This is a genomic window from Vibrio sp. 10N.261.52.C11 (genome assembly GCF_041471405.1).
In the GTDB taxonomy this organism is placed as follows: Bacteria; Pseudomonadota; Gammaproteobacteria; order Enterobacterales; family Vibrionaceae; genus Vibrio; species Vibrio crassostreae_C.
The window spans coordinates 63,359-79,211 of the sequence record NZ_JBFROI010000009.1 but is presented as its reverse complement, the minus strand read 5'-3'; the positions used below and the strand labels follow the sequence as shown (position 1 = coordinate 79,211).

The window sequence follows — 15,853 nt, the reverse complement described above, 5'->3', positions numbered from 1 at the left end:
TCAGAGAACACCCAACTATGTACACAATTGAACCTGTTGGCTTTATTGAGTCTCCTTATAAAGAGAAGTTCGCTGTGCCAAGGCAGCCCAGGTTGGTACCCACATCCACCTCAAGAGTCAGATTGGTTGATGCAGCAAACTGCCTTGAGTCTGTTCGTGATATAGAGCAATTTAGCCATGTTTGGTTACTATTTCTGTTCGACAAGAACCTTGAAGCAGGCTGGAAACCAACTGTGAGGCCACCTCGCCTTGGCGGGAATGAACGTATTGGTGTATTCGCGTCACGTGCCACATTCAGACCAAATGGAATTGGCATGTCTGCGGTTGAACTAAAAGGTGTGTCTCAAGAGAAAGGACAGACTTGGTTGGATCTCGGCAGCGTCGACTTAGTAGACGGTACACCGATCATCGACATCAAGCCTTATATCCCCTATTCAGATTCGATTCCGGATGCATTGGGAGGGTTTGCCGCCGATGAACCAGAAGTGCTCGACGTTAACTTTTCGCAGCAAGCGCAAAGTAAGCTCGCAAGCCATCCACAAGCGCGCCATATCATTCAGGTGATCAAAGAAGTATTAGGCCAAGATCCGCGACCTGCCTATAAAAAAGGCAAGCCTGACAACAAGGAATATGCGGTAAATTTGTTCAATCTTAACGTGAAATTCGTGGTTGAAACGCTTTTCATCAATGTAACTGACATTGAACGCTTTTGAGATCCCAAATAGGCTGATATTATATGCGGCTATATCAGATTTGCTGTGGTTACGAACGACAGCAAGTTTTCTTTTATCAATGATGAAACGGATACCATAGAATGCGTACCAGTAACTACCTTCTTTCTACTCTGAAAGAGACTCCAAACGACGCAGAAGTTATCAGCCACCAGCTGATGCTACGTGCAGGTATGATCCGTAAGCTAGCTTCAGGTTTATATACTTGGCTACCTACTGGTCTACGTGTACTGCGTAAAGTCGAAAATATCGTTCGCCAAGAGATCGATAATGCAGGTGCCGTTGAAATCTTGATGCCCGTAGTTCAACCGTTTGAGCTTTGGGAAGAGACTGGCCGTTCTGAAAAGATGGGGCCTGAGCTACTTCGTTTCACAGACCGTCACTCTCGTCCATTTGTTCTTAGCCCAACAGCTGAAGAAGTGGTAACGAGTCTAGTACGTAACGAGATCAGCTCTTACAAACAGCTACCTCTAAATCTGTACCAAATCCAGACTAAATTCCGTGATGAGCGCCGCCCTCGTTTTGGCGTAATGCGTGCACGTGAATTCTCTATGATGGATGCGTACAGCTTTGATATCGACAAAGAAGGCTTAGAAAAGTCTTACCAAGCGATGCACGATGCTTACTGTAAAGCATTCGACCGTATGGGCCTTGAATACCGTCCAGTATTGGCAGACTCTGGCGCAATCGGCGGCAGCGGCTCTCAAGAGTTCCACGTTCTTGCTGAAAGCGGCGAAGACCTAATCGCATTCTCAACTGAGTCAGATTACGCAGCAAACATCGAAAAAGCAGAAGCACTTGCTCCTACTGAAGATGCAGCAGCACCAACTCAAGAGATGGAATTGGTTGATACACCAAATGCGAAAACTATCGCAGAATTGGTAGAGCAACACGGTCTAGCAATCGAGAAGACAGTTAAGACTCTATTCGTTAAAGCTTCTGATGAAGTAGACGCTGATATCATCGCGCTAATCATCCGTGGTGACCACGAACTGAACGAAGTGAAAGCAGAGAACCTTCCACAGGTTGCTTCTCCGCTAGAGATGGCTTCTGAAGAAGAAATCCGCGCACTTGTTGGTGCAGGTCCTGGTTCACTTGGACCTGTTGGCCTAGAGCTACCATTCATCGTTGACCGCTCTGTTGCTGTAATGAGCGACTTTGGCGCTGGTGCAAACGTAGATGGTAAGCACTACTTCGGCATCAACTGGGGTCGTGACGTTGAGCTTGCTCAAGTTGAAGACCTACGTAACGTAGTTGAAGGTGACCTTAGCCCATGTGGTAAAGGTACTATCCAGCTTAAGCGTGGTATCGAAGTGGGTCACATCTTCCAACTGGGTAATACTTACTCTAAAGCAATGAACTGTAACGTGCTTGGTCCTGATGGTAAGAGCGTAATCCTAGAGATGGGTTGTTACGGTATCGGTGTTTCACGTGTTGTTGCATCTGCTATCGAGCAAAACCACGATAAATTCGGTATCACTTGGCCAGACGCACTAGCGCCGTTCCAAGTTGCTATCGTACCAATGAACATGCACAAATCTGAGCGCGTTAAAGAAGCAGCTGAGAAGCTATACGCTGAATTAACAGCTATGGGTATCGAAGTTTTATTCGATGACCGTAAAGAGCGCCCTGGTGTTATGTTTAAAGATATCGAGCTTGTGGGTATCCCTCACACTATCGTTATCGGCGATCGCAGCATGGACGAAGGTAACTTCGAATACAAAAACCGTCGTACTGGTGATAAAGAAGCTATCGCAATGGACACGGTTATCGAGCACCTTAAGGCTCAACTAGCTTAGTAATCCGATTACTGACTAGATAAACATTGAAAGGCTACCGTTAGGTGGCCTTTTTTGTGCCTGTCATTTCGCTTCAAACTCCCTTCTATTTATCAGTAGAGTAAATAACGTAAGTTAATCCCCTGTTCATCTTTAAATCCGTATATTGGTGTCATCAACTTTTTGGACATGCTCACCATTGGAGGTATCGATGGATATCAAAAGCCCACTGAACCAAGCACTTAAATCAGATCTCGTTAAACAAGGCACTCAGAAACTTTCACAAGGGTCTTCAAGTTTAAGTGGCCTAACTCAAGGCAGCAATGGCAAGAGTATCAACAAAAGCACGCTCGGAGCCTTCGGTGCAGGCGCAGTTGGCGGAGGACTCTTAGGTGCGTTAATGGGCTCGAAGAAAACCAAGAAAATGGGTAAGAAAGCCGCTGGTATTGGTGGCGCAGCGGCACTTGGTGCACTCGCTTACAAGGTCTATAACGATTACCAGTCTAAACAAGGCCAAACACCGAATGCCGAACAAGCTCAATTTGATGAGAACGACTCAAACCATAGTGTGCTGATTCTAAGATCTATGATTGCTGCGTCCAAAGCCGATGGTCATGTCGATGAGGAGGAGATGGCAAAGATCGAGCAAGCGGTCGAAAATATGGGCGCGGACTATCAACTGACTAAATTGGTCTCTGAAGAGCTGCACAAACCACTCGACCCAAGTGAGATTGCTCAGCTCGCAACTTCACCTCAACAAGCAAGTGAGATCTACTTAGCCTCTTTGATTGTGGCTGACGAGCAGAACTTTATGGAGAAGGCCTACCTCAAAAAGTTAGCTAAGCAACTCAACCTTGCAGATGAAGTTACTTATCAACTTGAACAGCAAATATCTGGTTAAGCGGTCAATATTAGGCTAATCAATAAATATCATGCTAAGCCGCAAATACACGCTAAGTAGCAGACTAGCAAAGTGATACGTTGAGCATTAACAGAATGAGATATTGAGCATTAACAGAATGAGATATTGAGCAAGAACAAACTAATTCTGAACTTAATCAGATCCACTTTGTTTTTGCTTATCTCTATGTGTATATTGAGATCAGTTATCATTTGGTTAGGTATAAAAATGAAAGTATACGATTGTTGTGATTTGGTGCGTGAACTGTATTCTCAAATTGGCAGTGGCGACCAAGGCTATATCCCTAAAGCGATCACCTGCGCGGTAAAAACATTGAATGACCTTGCTGCAGATGAATCTCTTCCTAAAGAAGCACGTGATCGCGCTGCATTTGCCGCAGCCAATCTGCTGATCTCAGATTTCGAGGACTAACATGAACCTCGCTAATTTTGAAAAGATGGACTCTGTGATGTTGATGAGTATCGTCAACATGAAGTTACGTGACGACTTCGGTGGTGACTTGGATCGAGTGGTCAACTTCTACGAAATCGACAAAGCAGCCTTAATCGCTAAGCTCGCGTCTGCTGGTTTTGAGTATCTTCCAGAAGCTAAACAGTTTCGATAGTCGTTTAAAAAATCTTCCTATTTAAAGACCAACCTCTGTGTTGGTCTTTTTTTGTTGGTGATACGTAATAAGGAAACACGCAGCAAACCCATTATAAATTAGCTGTATGCACCTATACTTTTATATCTTAGAGTCAACGAACGCGCCTTGAACCAAAGCGTATTGTTGTATAGGCTACCTAAACTAGCATATAAAACTCATCACTCAAATTGATGATAGTGAAGGATTAACAATGAAAAGACTCGGACTTTTAGCCGTTATCGCAGCCGCACTCACCGCAGGTTGCGCTTCAAATACTCAGCAAGACAACTTTCGCGAAGCCTCTTTTGAGCTGTGTAATACTGAAGTCGATATTTACTCTGTAAGCCATGATGAACGAGTTCGTATCGTCTGTTCTGATGGCTCTAAATTCGCTTTGAACAGCGAAGACACATTAGAAGTGATGCGTGACATCAACATCGACTACTGTGATGGCGAAGGCCTAGGTAAGTTCAGTGAAAGCCGCCACTACTACTCTTTCAAGTGTAAGTCAGGCACCCTACTTAGCATCAAAAAGTAGAATCGACACTACCAAATACCAAAGGGTTAATGTGAAAGCATTAACCCTTTTTAATACCCGCTTTTCTTTACTCTTAATCCCAAATCCACCAGCCACCAGATACAAAAAATAGCTCCTTTAAAGAAGCCTCTAGTATCATTGCTTTTCAAAGTAGTTGTTTGAAATTCTAAGAGAGCACGCAGAGATTACGGGTGTAAGTGAGCATGCTCGACAACAATTTTAAAACTTCCAAGTACAAAAAAGGCCCCTATTAAGGAGCCTCTAGTATCAATATTTTTCAAAGTAGTTGTTTGAAATTCTAGGAGAGCACGCGGAGCTTACGAATGTAAGTGAGCATGCTCGACAACGTAATACCCAAAAAAACAAAAAAAGCTCCCAACAGGAGCCTTTCAAATCGTATTTTTCAATCAAATAGCTTTAGTTCAAGGAAAAGGCGCGGAGTTTACGAATGTAAATGAGCACCTTTGACACAGAAATTAAGCTATTTGAGCCAGAAAAATTAAGCGTAAACAGGTAGACGCTTACAGATCTCTAGTACTTTTGCTTTAGTCGCTTCGATAACAGACTCATCACCCATGTTATCTAGGATGTCACAGATCCAACCTGCTAGCTCTTTCGCGTCTGCTTCTGAGAAACCGCGACGAGTGATAGAAGGAGAACCGATACGGATACCTGAAGTAACGAATGGGCTACGTGGGTCGTTTGGTACTGAGTTCTTGTTTACAGTGATGTTTGCTGCACCTAGTGCTGCATCTGCTTCTTTACCTGTGATGTCTTTGTTGATTAGGTCAACTAGGAACAGGTGGTTCTCTGTAGAACCTGAAACGATGTTGTAACCACGAGCTAGGAATTCAGCAACCATTGCTTTTGCGTTAGCAACAACGCGTGCTTGGTATTCTTTGAACTCTGGCTCTAGAGCTTCTTTGAACGCTACTGCTTTACCAGCGATAACGTGCATTAGAGGACCACCTTGGCCGCCTGGGAATACTGCTGAGTTCAGCTTCTTGTAAAGATCTTCGCCTTCGTTAGAAAGGATTAGACCACCACGAGGACCCGCAAGCGTTTTGTGCGTCGTTGTAGTTACTACGTGAGCGTGTGGCACTGGGTTCGGGTAAACGCCTGCAGCGATTAGACCTGCTACGTGAGCCATATCTACGAACAGGTAAGCACCTACTTTGTCAGCGATTTCACGCATGCGCTTCCAATCACAGATTTGAGAGTAAGCAGAGAAACCACCGATGATCATCTTAGGCTTGTTCTCGATAGCCAGCTTTTCCATCTCTTCGTAATCGATTTGACCCGCTTCATCGATACCGTAAGGGATGATGTTGTAAAGCTTACCAGAGAAGTTTACTGGAGAACCGTGAGTTAGGTGACCACCGTGTGCTAGGCTCATACCTAGAACCGTATCGCCTGCATTTAGTAGTGCCATGTATACAGCGTTATTTGCTTGAGAACCTGAGTGAGGCTGTACGTTTGCGTACTCTGCACCAAATAGTTCACATGCACGTTCAATTGCTAGAGTTTCAACTTTGTCTACGTACTCACAACCACCGTAGTAACGCTTGCCTGGGTAGCCTTCAGCGTATTTGTTTGTTAGCTGAGAACCTTGAGCTTCCATTACACGTGGGCTTGTGTAGTTTTCTGAAGCGATAAGTTCGATATGCTCTTCCTGACGAAGAGTTTCTTCTTGGATAGCTGCGAATAGATCCGCATCGTAATCAGCAATGTTCATGTCACGCTTAAGCATCTGTATCTCCTGACTCAGATTGTACTGAAAGTTTCAAAAAAACCACACAACGACCGAAAGCAAACGTTTCCGTCACCGTTTTGATGTGACGCATTCTACATAATTTGATCTAGGTCATAAAGAGCTAATTGCAATTTTATCATGCAGTTTTTTCATAATCACAAATAAGATTCATCATGGTTATTTGGCTTATCCAACCAAAGATGGCGCTTACTGTCAATTTTACGCTTTACACCCTGTAAAACGCAGATTACATAGGTTTACCTTAATTTTGCCCCTCAAGCTACCGAAAGCTAAGGTTTTTCTCTACTATGCACGCCTTTATTGGTTAGGTAATTATAAAAACGATGGAAAAACACTCACGTAAAGAAGATTGGGTAGCGATTCTCACTGGCACGTTTTTAGTGGCGTTAGGCGTCTTCTTTTTACAGTCAGCGAACCTGCTTACCGGGGGCACTACTGGCTTGGCTCTGCTTTTGAGTCAATTCTTGCCTGTAACCTTTGGTATTTTGTACTTTGTTGCCAATTGTCCATTCTATTTATTAGCATGGAAACGATTCGGCCGTAGCTTTGCTATTAGCAGTGCGATTTCTGGTACTTTAGTATCTGTGTTTGCCGATCATTTATACTTAGTTATCTCGCTAGAAGTTCATAACGAGATCTATTGTGCTGTTGCCGGCGGCTTATTAATGGGCTTAGGTATGCTAATCCTATTCCGTCACCGCTCAAGTCTGGGTGGCTTCAACGTACTGTGCTTGTTTATCCAAGACCGCTACGGTATCTCGGTAGGTAAAACACAAATGGGTATTGATGCATGTATTCTGTTTGCATCGTTCTTCTTCGTGTCACCTTGGGTGATTGCCGTTTCTGTATTAGGCACCGCAGTATTGAACATCGTATTGGCAATGAACCACAAACCAACTCGCTACTCGGTGAATTACGCGTCTTAGAGTTCATTACCTGCTCTGTCGTTGCTGGCACTCGATGCTCAAACTTCTCGCAAGTAGACTCGAGGCACGATATTCCAGCCATCACTAAAACAAAAAAGGCTTTGGGGAGCACTCCAAAGCCTTTGTAGAAGCCCAATCCTTTAAGGGGAATAAGAATCAAGCTTCTTAAAATGAAACAAGGTTAACCTTCAATCAAGAGAATACGAGTCTCGTAAGGACGTAAGACTTGATGATGTAATGCAACTGAAGTGTTCGCTTGTTGATAGTTAGACAACAGACTCTTCGCCTTAGTCATATCAAAACGTTCCGGTAAAACGCACTCCGCCTCTTCACCATAATAGTTGTTAATACACAGCAAGGTTTGCCCTTCGTTCTCACGTGCATATGCAAAAATGGATGAGTGATCAGGCAATAGATCTTGATAGCTGCCATCCGTAATCACTGGTACTTGTTTGCGTAACTCAATCAAGCTCTTATAGAAATAAAAAACAGAGTCTTTGTCTTCCAGTGCTTGCTCAGCGTTAATCTCAGAGTAATTATTCGCTACATCAAGCCATGGCTGAGCTTGTGAGAATCCGGCGTAAGGCTCACTATTCCATTGCATTGGTGTACGAGAGTTATCACGAGATTTCTGCGCTAGAATCGCCATCATATCTTGATGAGCCACACCATCACGGTTAACCATGATGTCGTACATATTGGTACTCTCAACATCACGATACTGGCTGATGTCAGTATAGCCAGGGTTGGTCATACCAATCTCTTCACCTTGATAGATATAAGGCGTGCCTTGCATCATGTGCACAGAAGCAGCCAACATCTTGGCCGACTCAACACGATATTGCTGATCATCACCTAAGCGGCTCACCACTCTTGGTTGGTCGTGGTTACACCAGAATAGTGCGCCCCACCCTTTGCCATTCAATCCCGTTTGCCAGTGATTAAAGATCGATTTGAGCTGTAAGAAATCAAACGGCGCATTGGTCCACTTCTCACCATTGGTGTAATCGACCTTAAGGTGGTGGAAGTTAAACACCATCGATAGCTCACTGTTATCAACGTTTGAGTATTGCTGGCAGTGTTCCAACGTGGTTGAAGACATCTCGCCTACGGTCACGCTGCCGTACTTCTGAAATACGGCTTCGCTGATCTCTTTCAGGTATTCGTGTACACGTGGACCATCGGTATAGAAACGACGGCCATCACCGATATCATCATTAGGAAAGTCTTGCTGCTTCGAAATCAGGTTGATCACATCCAAGCGGAAACCATCAACGCCCTTTTCTGCCCAAAAGCTGATAACGTCTTTCACTTCTTCGCGTACAACTGGGTTCTCCCAGTTGAGGTCAGCCTGTTCTTTGGCGAATAAGTGTAGGAAGTATTGCCCAGTCGCCTCATCTAGTTCCCACGCATTACCACCGAACTTAGACTGCCAGTTAGTTGGTGCTTGACCATCTACGGGATCTTTCCAAATATAGTAATCGCGGTAAGAGCTGTTTTTGTCGCCCAAAGCAGATTGAAACCATGCATGCTCTGTCGAGGTGTGGTTTACCACGATATCCATCACGATACGGATACCACGTTGGTGCGCTTCAGACAGCAATAAGTCGAAGTCTTCCATGGTGCCGAATTGAGGATTAATCGCGTAGTAGTCTGAGATATCGTAACCATTATCGATCATAGGAGATGCGTAAACCGGGGTTAGCCAAATCGCATCGACACTCAAATGTTTAAGGTAATCCAGTTTTGAAATGATCCCTTTGATATCGCCAGTACCTTTACTGCCACTGTCACAAAAGCTCTTTGGGTAGATTTGATAGATGGTTGCGGTTTTCCACCAACTTTCATCATGCTCAGTCATCGCCATCTCTAACACTCACTTACCAGAAAATATAAAATAAAAATCACCATGTGAATCATGGTCGAATAGCCGTTATAACTAAAAGAAAAAGCTATAACTAAGAGAAAAAGCGATGGCTCACCTTGGAGTCATCGCTTATTAAATGCATTACGCGTTGGCGGTTTCTAGCTCGCCTTTCATCTGTGCTCGTTTATAGAAGAACAGTGTTAACGTGACGGGTAGTACAATCGCCACCAGCATCGCAATTAAGTAAACAGACCAATATTGCGGTTGAATCGATAAGATGCCTGGCAAGCCACCAACACCGATACCATTCGCCATCACTCCTGCACTACCACAGATAGCAGCCGCAGCGGCACTGCCGATCATTGCGCTCAGCATTGGGAATTTGTATTTAAGGTTGATGCCGTACATCGCTGGCTCTGTTACACCTAAGTAAGCAGAGATTGCAGCTGGAACCGAGATATCTCGTTCGCCTTCGCGTTTGCTTAAGATGATGATGCCAACAACCGCTGAAGCTTGTGCAATATTTGATAGCGCAATCAAAGGCCAGATTGGTGTGCCGCCTAAGTCTTGCATCAGTTGTAGGTCGACGGCATTGGTTGTGTGGTGAATACCTGTAATCACCAAAGGTGCGTATAGGAAGCCAAAGACTACTGAACCAAGAATCGCAAAGTCACCTGTCATTGCCGCTTTAGCCGCGAATGCCACGCCATCGCCTAACATACGGCCAAATGGGCCAATGAAAGCGTGCGCTAGAATCACAGACAAAATAATCGATACGAACGGCACGACAACAAGGTACAGGTAAGAAGGAACAATACGCTTAAGGTTGGTCTCGATGAAGGCCAGAGCCACACCCGCTAACATCGCAGGGATCACCTGAGCCTGATAACCAACTTTCTCTATCACGAACAAGCCAAAGTCCCACACTTCAGGTACCGATTTACCTATCATGTAAGCGTTCATCAATTGCGGGGAAACCAAGGTCACACCGAGCGTGATGCCTAAAATAGGGGTTCCGCCGAGCTTCTTAACCGTTGCCCAACACACACCAACCGGAAGGAAGAAGAAAATAGCTTCGCCGATCAACCATAAGAAAGAGTGAACCGTTGCCCAGAATTGACTGATTTCAACGAGGGTTTTGCCGTCGAACATGCGAATGTCGCCAATCACATTACGGAAACCAAGAATCAAACCACCTGTAATGATGGCAGGCAGCAGTGGTACGAAAATTTCGGCTAAATGGGAGATACCACGCTCAAGGAAGTTCATGTTTTGACGAGCAGCCAGCTTCGCCTCATCTTTTGATGATGCCTCTTTACCTGTCTGTTCAATCAGAAGTGCGTACACTTCATCAACTTCAGTGCCAATCACAACTTGGAATTGGCCTGCATTAGTAAAACAGCCTTTTACTAGCTTCAGTTTTTCGAGTTCAGCTTTGTTGGCCTGCTCTGTATCGTTCAATACAAAACGCAGTCGAGTCAGACAGTGGCTGACACTCGCAATGTTTTCTTTACCACCGACTAACTCGATAAGACGCGCAACGTCTTGCTTCGCTATCTTACTCATACTACCCCACCCTGGTTTCATTCAATTACTCATCTAAACCATGCAAGCTATAATCACTCAGACTTAGATTTATGGGAACATTCCCAATTACGGTTATTATAATGCCCGTATGAATGATAAATTAAAATGGGAACAATCCCATTAATTGAAAGAGATCACACTCTAATTTTAATCTAAGCCGTTCAATTTCGCTTAATTGAGTGGATTATAGAATAGGAGATTGCGTATGATGAGAGATCTCTGAATTGCCTAAAAGCTGAGAGATCAATAGATTAGCAGCCAACTTACCTGCAGATTGGTAACCAGGATCAATGCTAAATACTCGTGGGAACAAGAATGAGAGAAGATCATTGCCACCAACGCCAGTCACCACCACATCTTCACGTTGTAACTCTTGCAGACGTTTGATTACGCCAAGAGCCAGTGTATCACTCGCACAGACAATCGCTTGAGTCGCAGGAGCAAGCACCTCATCCACCAACTGATAAGCGCTTTCATGATGAAGTTGACCAGTACGATAGTTCGCAATTGAACCTGTATTTTCACACCACTCGAGATAAGCCTTAAGACGCAGTTCACCGGTTGATTTATCACTAGGATCAACGCCAATGAAGCCAACCTCAGAGATCCCCTGATCTGCTAAATGCGTTAACGCACTATTGATCACCTGTTGGTTATCATAGTTAATCGACGTCACGTTCTCGGTATCCAGAGCAATCACCACCGCTTTGTGTTCCCAAGCTTCGATTGCCGGAATATCGCAGTCAGTAAAACCAAATACAATAATGCCATCAACGTTACGACGCTTTAGAACTTGCAGGTGCTCATTGGCTTTATCTCTATCAAGTTGGCTTTCCATGATCACGACATCGTAATCCGCTCGATACAACTCGGCCAGCATCGTGCTAACGGCTTTGTTTTCAGAGGGAGAGTCCAAACGAGAGATAATCACGCCGATGACTTTTTGGCTGCCACCGCGCATCGATTGCGCAGATTTTGAAGGCGTGTACCCAGATTCTTGAATTACTCTTTCCACCCTTTCACGGGTTTCAGGTTTCACTTTTGGATCATTGGTCAGAACGCGTGATACGGTTGACTTACCAACACCGGACAGCTTTGCAATATCAAGAATAGTGAGTTTTTTGCTCATAAAAAGTCTAACGTTAAAGGGAAGAGAAGAAAAAGTGAGGGTAGATTCCCTCACTTAACTGTTTGTAAATACTAGCAGTTCTTACTATGACTTACTTTTGGCAATTTCGATAGACTACGCGACCAAGTTCTAGACGCGCATTGTCACCTTTCGTGCGCAAAGTGATGCTGTTAATCATCTCTGAAGTGCCATCATCTAAGATGTATTTGGTTCCTGAGCCCGCTGGAACTTGAGTCAGGCGGTATTCATTATCAGGCAAGCGTAGTACCGCTTTTTCATTATCAAGGTAAGACACATCAAACGAGACGTCAGACTCACATTGATAAGTCGCGAATTGATCATTCGATGTTGCGCTATCAGTCTCAGGGGCTGCTGATTTAGAGCACCCAACCAATGCTACTGTACATAGAGATGCTACCAACATAGCTTTCATACTTCGTTCCTCATCTTTATATAGTCAACGACACTTAGCCTATTCACAGGTTCGAACAAACCTAATGTAAGTGCCTAATGATAGGTCCATACCTTAGTGATAAATAAAACGTTTAGCCTTTTAAGAAAGCGGGTACGTCTTTAATGCTATCAAGTACCACGCTAGCCAACGCTTCACCTTTTTCAGTGATGGGTTTACCCGTTCTTACCAAGACTTTAGTACCAACACCTGCTGCTTCTGCAGCCATCATGTCTTCCGCTTTATCGCCGATCATGACCGAGTTAGCCATATCAATCTTCAGAAAGTCACGAGCAGAAATGAACATGCCTGGCTTTGGCTTACGACATTCACAATCTTGCTTGTAGTCACCAATACCGTGCTCAGCGTGGTGAGGACAGTAATAAATGCCATCGAGCTCGACACCATTATCAACAAAGTTCCAATCCATCCACTGCGTTAAAGAAAGAAAACGGTCTTCACTAAACATGCCGCGAGCAATACCAGATTGGTTGGTCACTAGCACCAATAAATAACCCATATCTTTAAACGCTTTCGCCGCTTCAAACACACCATCGATGTATTCAAAGTCATGCTCATCATGTACGTAGCCGTGATCAACGTTAATCACTCCATCACGATCTAAAAAAACAGCAGGTTTAGACAAAATTTTGTTCTCTATCAACTCTCTATTAATCATTAATTATTACACGCTTTATTTGCTTCATCACTATCTATTTAGTTTTGCGTTCGTTAACGATTTGTTTCTAGCTTAGCCATACAATCGACGTTTAGCCGTCTAGACGTAAAAATATCTATTGACTTAGATCATAGAACACCATAGCATCGTCTGTAAATCGAGCGAGCTATCGACATATTATTCTGTTCTACCTGCACGGGTTTCTCTATGATTAAAGTGAATCAAGTCAATAAGGTTTTTTATCAAGGCACTAAAGAAATCAATGCCTTAATTGATATCAACCTCCACATTCCTCAAGGTCAAATCTTTGGAGTCATCGGCTCTTCAGGTGCAGGCAAAAGTACCCTAATCCGCTGTGTAAATATGTTGGAAGCCCCGACTTCGGGTGAAGTGATTGTTGATGGTATCGACCTAACAAAACTCAGCAAATCAGAACTTAGCGAAGCGCGCCGTAACATCGGCATGATATTCCAGCACTTCAACCTGCTGTCTTCTCGTACTGTATTTAACAATGTAGCACTGCCTCTAGAACTTGCTGGTAAAGATAAAGCGATTATTGAAGCGAAAGTCAGCGAGTTACTTGAACTGGTTGGCCTTGCTGATAAGCGTGACACCTACCCGGCAAACCTAAGTGGTGGTCAAAAGCAGCGTGTGGCGATTGCTCGCGCACTGGCCTCTGACCCGAAAGTACTGCTATGTGATGAAGCCACCAGCGCATTGGATCCAGCAACAACTCAATCTATCCTTGAGCTGCTGCGTGAAATCAACCGCAAGCTGAACATCACTATCCTGCTTATTACACACGAGATGGATGTGGTTAAAAGCATTTGTCACGAGGTTGCGATCATTGGCGGCGGTGAATTGGTAGAGAAAGGTACAGTCGGTGACATCTTTGCTCATCCGAAGACAGAGCTAGCGCATCAGTTTATTCGCTCAACGTTGGATCTGACGATCCCTGAAGATTACCAAGCACGTTTGCAAGAGACTCGCGTAAACAGCAGCTACCCGCTGGTGCGTCTTGAGTTTACTGGTGCAACGGTTGATGCTCCGCTAATGACGCAAATCGCACGTAAATTCAATATCGATGTCAGCATCTTAAGTTCTGACCTTGATTACGCCGGTGGCGTGAAGTTCGGCATGATGGTCGCTGAACTGTTCGGTAATGAAGCAGATGATAATGCTGCTATCCAATTCCTACGCGACAACAATGTAAAAGTAGAGGTGCTTGGTTATGTCCTTTAGTTTCAACGAGATTGCTGACTGGATCAGCCTTAACGGTAACCTTCTATTAGGCGCAACAGGCGAAACGCTTTACATGGTTGCTGTTGCAGGCATTGTTGGCTTCGCGGTCGGTATTCCACTAGGCGTGATTCTGCATACGACTAAAAAAGGTGGCCTGTTAGAGAACACCAAAGTAAACAAGATTCTAGGTGCGATTGTGAACGTGGGTCGTTCAGTACCTTTCTTAGTTTTGATGGTTGCGATTATTCCACTGACTAAGATGCTGATTGGTACCTTCATCGGTACAACAGCAGCGATTGTTCCACTGACGATTGGCGCTATCCCATTCGTGGCTCGACTTATCGAAAGTGCACTACTTGAAGTACCAACAGGTCTAGTGGAAGCGGCCCAATCAATGGGCGCAACACCAACACAAATCATCAATAAGGTTCTGCTTCCAGAAGCACTACCGACTATCATCAACTCAGTAACGATTACGCTAGTGACTCTGGTGAGCTACTCAGCAATGGCCGGTACTGTAGGCGGAGGTGGCCTAGGTGATGTCGCGATTCGTTACGGATTCCACCGCTACGATGTGACCATCATGGCTGTGACAGTAGTGATGTTGATTGTGCTGGTACAAATTATTCAATCAATCGGTGATTCATTAGTTCGCCGTGTTGACCACAGATAAAGACTCACACATAAAGAGTAGAGTCGTCTGAACCTAATTAAATAGATTTATTAAAAGGAGATTATTATGAAATTTAACCTTAAAGGTTTACTAACTATCGCAGCAGCAGCTTCAGCGCTAGTTCTAGCAGGTTGTGGCGATAAAGAAGTGGATACTTCTAAAGTAAAAGTTGGCGTAATGGCAGGTGCAGAAGCGCAAGTTGCTGAAGTGGCAGCTAAAGTAGCGAAAGAGAAATACGGCCTAGACGTTGAACTGGTTACTTTCACGGATTACGTAACACCAAACGCAGCTCTAGATGATGGTTCTATCGACATCAACGCATTCCAACACGCACCGTACCTAGATCAGCAAGTGGCTGACCGTGGCTACAAGCTAACTATCGCTGGTAACACGTTTGTTTACCCAATTGCGGGTTACTCTAAAGAAGTGAAATCGGTAGACGAAATCCAAGACGGTGCTCGTATTGCTGTACCAAACGACCCTACAAACCTAGGTCGCTCTCTACTTCTTCTTGAGCAACAAGGTCTTCTTGAACTTCGTGAAGGCGCAGGTCTTCTAGCTACAGTTCGCGACATCGTGGGTAACCCTAAGAACCTAACGATTGTTGAACTAGACGCAGCTCAACTGCCACGTTCTCTTGATGATGTTGCTCTATCTATCATCAACACAACTTACGCGAGCTCTATCAACCTGACTCCACAAAAAGATGGCGTATTCGTTGAAGACAAAGATTCTCCTTACGTAAACCTAATCGTTTCTCGTGAAGACAACCTAAACGCTGAAAACGTACAAAACTTCGTTAAAGCTTACCAAACTGAAGAAGTGTACAACGCAGCTTCTGACATCTTCCAAGGTGGCGTCGTTAAAGGTTGGTAATCAACTAAACGACAGCACTGTATAGATACCCGAAGGGGCTGACATAACGTCAGCC

Annotated in this window: 16 protein-coding genes; 10 read left to right on the top strand and 6 right to left on the bottom strand. The window is 44.4% G+C overall.

Features of this window, described 5'->3' with window-relative positions; all coding sequences use genetic code 11:
• Positions 1–17 precede the first annotated feature (17 nt).
• From tsaA to AB4323_RS02635, 6 genes are all read left to right on the top strand, one after another.
• Complete coding sequence (gene tsaA / locus AB4323_RS02660; RefSeq protein WP_017063354.1) at positions 18–713, top strand: tRNA (N6-threonylcarbamoyladenosine(37)-N6)-methyltransferase TrmO; 696 nt, start codon at positions 18–20, stop codon at positions 711–713.
• A 101-nt stretch (positions 714–814) separates the two neighbouring features.
• Complete coding sequence (locus tag AB4323_RS02655) at positions 815–2,530, top strand: proline--tRNA ligase (RefSeq protein WP_102428248.1); 1,716 nt, start codon at positions 815–817, stop codon at positions 2,528–2,530.
• Between the two features lie 190 nt (positions 2,531–2,720).
• Complete coding sequence (locus AB4323_RS02650; RefSeq protein ID WP_372151544.1) at positions 2,721–3,410, top strand: tellurite resistance TerB family protein; 690 nt, start codon at positions 2,721–2,723, stop codon at positions 3,408–3,410.
• 228 nt (positions 3,411–3,638) lie between these two features.
• Positions 3,639–3,842 carry a YaeP family protein gene (locus tag AB4323_RS02645; RefSeq protein WP_009847436.1) on the top strand — a complete coding sequence of 68 codons (204 nt, stop codon included), beginning with the start codon at positions 3,639–3,641 and terminating at the stop codon, positions 3,840–3,842.
• A gap of 1 nt (position 3,843) precedes the next feature.
• Positions 3,844–4,035, top strand: a complete 192-nt coding sequence (locus AB4323_RS02640; protein WP_102467014.1) for a DUF4250 domain-containing protein — start codon at positions 3,844–3,846, stop codon at positions 4,033–4,035.
• 232 nt (positions 4,036–4,267) lie between these two features.
• Positions 4,268–4,594, top strand: a complete 327-nt coding sequence (locus AB4323_RS02635; RefSeq protein ID WP_017072003.1) for a hypothetical protein — start codon at positions 4,268–4,270, stop codon at positions 4,592–4,594.
• A gap of 499 nt (positions 4,595–5,093) precedes the next feature.
• Here the strand turns inward: AB4323_RS02635 and glyA are convergent, their stop codons facing one another.
• Positions 5,094–6,344 carry a serine hydroxymethyltransferase gene (gene glyA / locus AB4323_RS02630; RefSeq protein ID WP_017066387.1) on the bottom strand — a complete coding sequence of 417 codons (1,251 nt, stop codon included), beginning with the start codon at positions 6,342–6,344 and terminating at the stop codon, positions 5,094–5,096.
• Between the two features lie 347 nt (positions 6,345–6,691).
• Between glyA and AB4323_RS02625 the strand changes: the two genes are divergently transcribed.
• Positions 6,692–7,294 (top strand): YitT family protein, encoded by a 603-nt coding sequence (locus tag AB4323_RS02625; RefSeq protein WP_372151542.1) that lies wholly within the window; start codon positions 6,692–6,694, stop codon positions 7,292–7,294.
• Positions 7,295–7,475: 181 nt separating this feature from the next.
• On the opposite strand, the gene treC is transcribed toward AB4323_RS02625, so the two are convergent.
• The 5 genes from treC to gmhB all read right to left on the bottom strand — a co-directional run bounded on the left by treC (position 7,476) and on the right by gmhB (position 13,007).
• Positions 7,476–9,161, bottom strand: coding sequence for an alpha,alpha-phosphotrehalase (treC, locus tag AB4323_RS02620; protein WP_372116559.1), 1,686 nt, complete (start codon positions 9,159–9,161; stop codon positions 7,476–7,478).
• Between the two features lie 141 nt (positions 9,162–9,302).
• Positions 9,303–10,727 (bottom strand): PTS trehalose transporter subunit IIBC, encoded by a 1,425-nt coding sequence (gene treB / locus AB4323_RS02615; protein ID WP_017069492.1) that lies wholly within the window; start codon positions 10,725–10,727, stop codon positions 9,303–9,305.
• A 205-nt stretch (positions 10,728–10,932) separates the two neighbouring features.
• Complete coding sequence (gene treR, locus AB4323_RS02610) at positions 10,933–11,877, bottom strand: trehalose operon repressor TreR (RefSeq protein ID WP_372151540.1); 945 nt, start codon at positions 11,875–11,877, stop codon at positions 10,933–10,935.
• Positions 11,878–11,968: 91 nt separating this feature from the next.
• Complete coding sequence (locus AB4323_RS02605) at positions 11,969–12,310, bottom strand: MliC family protein (protein ID WP_017060761.1); 342 nt, start codon at positions 12,308–12,310, stop codon at positions 11,969–11,971.
• A 112-nt stretch (positions 12,311–12,422) separates the two neighbouring features.
• The gene (gene gmhB / locus AB4323_RS02600; RefSeq protein ID WP_017060762.1) at positions 12,423–13,007 is read right to left on the bottom strand and encodes a D-glycero-beta-D-manno-heptose 1,7-bisphosphate 7-phosphatase; all 585 of its coding nucleotides are present in this window, start codon (positions 13,005–13,007) and stop codon (positions 12,423–12,425) included.
• A gap of 207 nt (positions 13,008–13,214) precedes the next feature.
• Here gmhB and metN point away from each other — a divergent pair, with 207 nt between their 5' ends.
• The 3 genes from metN to AB4323_RS02585 all read left to right on the top strand — a co-directional run bounded on the left by metN (position 13,215) and on the right by AB4323_RS02585 (position 15,798).
• Complete coding sequence (gene metN / locus AB4323_RS02595; RefSeq protein WP_017060763.1) at positions 13,215–14,249, top strand: methionine ABC transporter ATP-binding protein MetN; 1,035 nt, start codon at positions 13,215–13,217, stop codon at positions 14,247–14,249.
• A complete protein-coding gene (locus AB4323_RS02590) occupies positions 14,239–14,922 on the top strand; it encodes a methionine ABC transporter permease (RefSeq protein WP_017060764.1) in 684 nt (227 codons plus the stop codon). Before metN ends, AB4323_RS02590 begins: the two co-directional genes overlap by 11 nt.
• Positions 14,923–14,988: 66 nt before the next feature.
• Entirely contained in the window at positions 14,989–15,798 is an 810-nt protein-coding gene (locus AB4323_RS02585; RefSeq protein WP_017060765.1) for a MetQ/NlpA family lipoprotein, read from the top strand.
• The last annotated feature ends 55 nt before the right edge of the window (positions 15,799–15,853 follow it).

Excerpts from the sequence above, each read along its gene's own strand:
- treB (WP_017069492.1), bottom strand. The coding sequence starts at position 10,727 with ATGAGTAAGATAGCGAAGCAAGACGTTGCGCGTCTTATCGAGTTAGTC.
- AB4323_RS02640 (WP_102467014.1), top strand. The coding sequence starts at position 3,844 with ATGAACCTCGCTAATTTTGAAAAGATGGACTCTGTGATGTTGATGAGT.
- AB4323_RS02590 (WP_017060764.1), top strand. The coding sequence starts at position 14,239 with ATGTCCTTTAGTTTCAACGAGATTGCTGACTGGATCAGCCTTAACGGT.
- AB4323_RS02655 (WP_102428248.1), top strand. The coding sequence starts at position 815 with ATGCGTACCAGTAACTACCTTCTTTCTACTCTGAAAGAGACTCCAAAC.
- gmhB (WP_017060762.1), bottom strand. The coding sequence starts at position 13,007 with ATGATTAATAGAGAGTTGATAGAGAACAAAATTTTGTCTAAACCTGCT.
- tsaA (WP_017063354.1), top strand. The coding sequence starts at position 18 with ATGTACACAATTGAACCTGTTGGCTTTATTGAGTCTCCTTATAAAGAG.
- AB4323_RS02650 (WP_372151544.1), top strand. The coding sequence starts at position 2,721 with ATGGATATCAAAAGCCCACTGAACCAAGCACTTAAATCAGATCTCGTT.
- AB4323_RS02645 (WP_009847436.1), top strand. The coding sequence starts at position 3,639 with ATGAAAGTATACGATTGTTGTGATTTGGTGCGTGAACTGTATTCTCAA.
- treR (WP_372151540.1), bottom strand. The coding sequence starts at position 11,877 with ATGAGCAAAAAACTCACTATTCTTGATATTGCAAAGCTGTCCGGTGTT.
- AB4323_RS02585 (WP_017060765.1), top strand. The coding sequence starts at position 14,989 with ATGAAATTTAACCTTAAAGGTTTACTAACTATCGCAGCAGCAGCTTCA.
- AB4323_RS02605 (WP_017060761.1), bottom strand. The coding sequence starts at position 12,310 with ATGAAAGCTATGTTGGTAGCATCTCTATGTACAGTAGCATTGGTTGGG.
- metN (WP_017060763.1), top strand. The coding sequence starts at position 13,215 with ATGATTAAAGTGAATCAAGTCAATAAGGTTTTTTATCAAGGCACTAAA.
- treC (WP_372116559.1), bottom strand. The coding sequence starts at position 9,161 with ATGGCGATGACTGAGCATGATGAAAGTTGGTGGAAAACCGCAACCATC.
- AB4323_RS02625 (WP_372151542.1), top strand. The coding sequence starts at position 6,692 with ATGGAAAAACACTCACGTAAAGAAGATTGGGTAGCGATTCTCACTGGC.
- AB4323_RS02635 (WP_017072003.1), top strand. The coding sequence starts at position 4,268 with ATGAAAAGACTCGGACTTTTAGCCGTTATCGCAGCCGCACTCACCGCA.
- glyA (WP_017066387.1), bottom strand. The coding sequence starts at position 6,344 with ATGCTTAAGCGTGACATGAACATTGCTGATTACGATGCGGATCTATTC.